Genomic DNA, 2176 nt, shown 5'->3' with positions numbered 1-2176 from the left:
TTTTTCACATAAGGCTAACCTATCTTGGCGTAGTGAAACGAAGCCAGACGCCTTACGCTACAAAGATTCCACACCGCTGGTGCTAACTTATCCCCTCCGCCAGCCGGCGGATAGTTTTGCTCTTTTCCCTTTTCTCTGCGGTAAATTTATTTATACTTCATCAGATTTTTCCCAAGTGGTTTTTTGTTCTCCAAAAAGAAATTTGTAAAAGCCCAAAAGAGAGGCAAAAGTGATGAGGAAAATATAAAATGGTAATGTGAAAATTTTAATTTTACAATTCATTTTTGCAGGCAGAAAACCCAATAATGATGAAAGATAAAATAGTATTTGCAAAAATAATATATAGTGAAAAACAGGTGCTATTATAAATAAGTTTGAATAGAAAAGGGAAATAAAAAAAACAAACGAGAAACTTCTCAAAAATTTATGGGATAAAAATTCAAAAGCAATGCGTCCTTTAAAGGGATTCAGAAGAGATTTTAGAAGAAAAAGTTGCTGGAAATTCCCCACGGATATGCGGATTCTTCGTTTGATCTCGCCATGGATAGATGTTGTGGCAAATTCTTCAGATATTGCCGAAGAATCGTAAACCGCTCGAAAACCTTGTTCCACCGAATACATTGGTAAAATATAATCATCATTGATTGCGTCTATCGGTAGGGGTTTGAAAAGTTTTTTTCGGAGAGCATACAGCGCCCCATGAGCTCCGAGTATTGAATAATATTTGCTTTCACATCTTTTTATGTAAGTTTCATATTTCCAGTAAATTCCCTCACCTTTAGTACGGGACGTGTCATCAATATTGAAAACGAGATATTTTCCGGATACACTTCCGATTGATTCATCCTGAAAGTGTGAAACTACTTTTTTTATCGCATCTCGATTTAACATTGCGGAAGCATCCGAGAATACAATTATTTCGTTTTTAAGTTTGGGAACTGTTTTGTTTAAAAGTGTTGTTTTCCCTTCTCGCTTTTTGTATTCGATCAGTTTAACTTTGGCAAAATAATTCTTCACGATTTCATTCGTTTTATCATCCGAGCCATCCGATGCAATAACCATTTCAAGTTTTTCGGAAGGGTAATCAAGGTCAAGAATATTTCTGATTTTATCTTCTATTATCTGTTCTTCGTTGTATGCTGGAATTAGGAGGCTAACCGACGGTAGAGCATATTCGTCCTTGCCAATTTGCGAAAAATTATTCTTATATGGAAATATTTTCGAAAGGATAGAAATGAGAATAGGATAACCAAGAAAAATATAAAAAAGACAAAGTGCTGAAAACCCAAAAATTATTTTAGCCCAAAGCATGATTTATCCCGAATTACTATGAAATATTTTCCAGAATGAATGGTACAATTTATTTCCCAACATTAGTTTTCCCATATTTTTTAATCTGGACATCTTCTGTAATTTATGAAAATAATTTTCATCCCCAGATACAATTTTTGTAAATGCTTCCATATTTATGCTTTTTTTTATGGGGATTCGGCACAAACGAAAAATATCCGAATTCAAATTGTTACAACCAACCCGGGATGTACAAATGGTTTTATAACCAACTTCTTCGGCAATTTGTTGGCTTCTTTTTTTCGATCTTCCACCCGGGAGAGATAAATGCTCAACCTTGCTTTCAATAATATCTTCAAGTATTTTTTTTGAATCTGCTAATTCCGATCTAATTTCTTCTGTATTAAGGGCGCTCAAAAATCGGTGAGTTTTTGTATGAGATCCGATACACATCCCCGCATTGTTTAGTTCGCTAATCTGCTGCTCGGATAATCCCCTTTGAATTTTTATCAAATTAGTGGTTATGAAAAATGTTGCTCGAAAATCATAATTGGCCAAAATCGGAAATGCTTTTGTAAAATTATTTGCATAGCCATCGTCAAATGTGATTACGATTACATTTGAGGGAAGCAAAACATTTTCTCTTCGGTGCTGATAAAAATCCCGTAAAGTTATTGTGTGAAAATTATAGCCGTACAGGTATTTCATTTGCAAACGAAATTCAGATTCGCTGACGGAATATGGATCGCCATCTTCCCTGATTTCGTGATACATAAGAAAAGGAATCGGATTAGTGTGATTTTTATGCATAGATATTCGACGCTGATTTATTCGACGCAGATAAACCCCAAGTGGAATATGAATGCAAAAACATTCCACAGGGCAA

The 2176-nt window shown here is 34.8% G+C and carries 2 protein-coding genes; both read right to left on the bottom strand.

All coding sequences use genetic code 11. The features are described 5' to 3' along the window. Nucleotides 1-150: 150 nt before the first annotated feature. Nucleotides 151-1311, bottom strand: coding sequence for a glycosyltransferase family 2 protein (locus U9P79_08695; GenBank protein MEA2104697.1), 1161 nt, complete (start codon nucleotides 1309-1311; stop codon nucleotides 151-153). 3 nt (nucleotides 1312-1314) lie between these two features. After that, on the bottom strand, nucleotides 1315-2176 hold an 862-nt coding region (locus tag U9P79_08690), incomplete at its 5' end, for a polysaccharide deacetylase family protein (protein MEA2104696.1).

The organism is Candidatus Cloacimonadota bacterium (assembly GCA_034661015.1).
In the GTDB taxonomy this organism is placed as follows: Bacteria; Cloacimonadota; Cloacimonadia; order JGIOTU-2; family JGIOTU-2; genus JAYEKN01.
The sequence above is the reverse complement of the archived record's forward strand: the minus strand, read 5'-3'. Positions and strand labels throughout refer to the sequence as shown.

Excerpts from the sequence above, each read along its gene's own strand:
- U9P79_08695 (MEA2104697.1), bottom strand. The coding sequence starts at position 1,311 with ATGCTTTGGGCTAAAATAATTTTTGGGTTTTCAGCACTTTGTCTTTTT.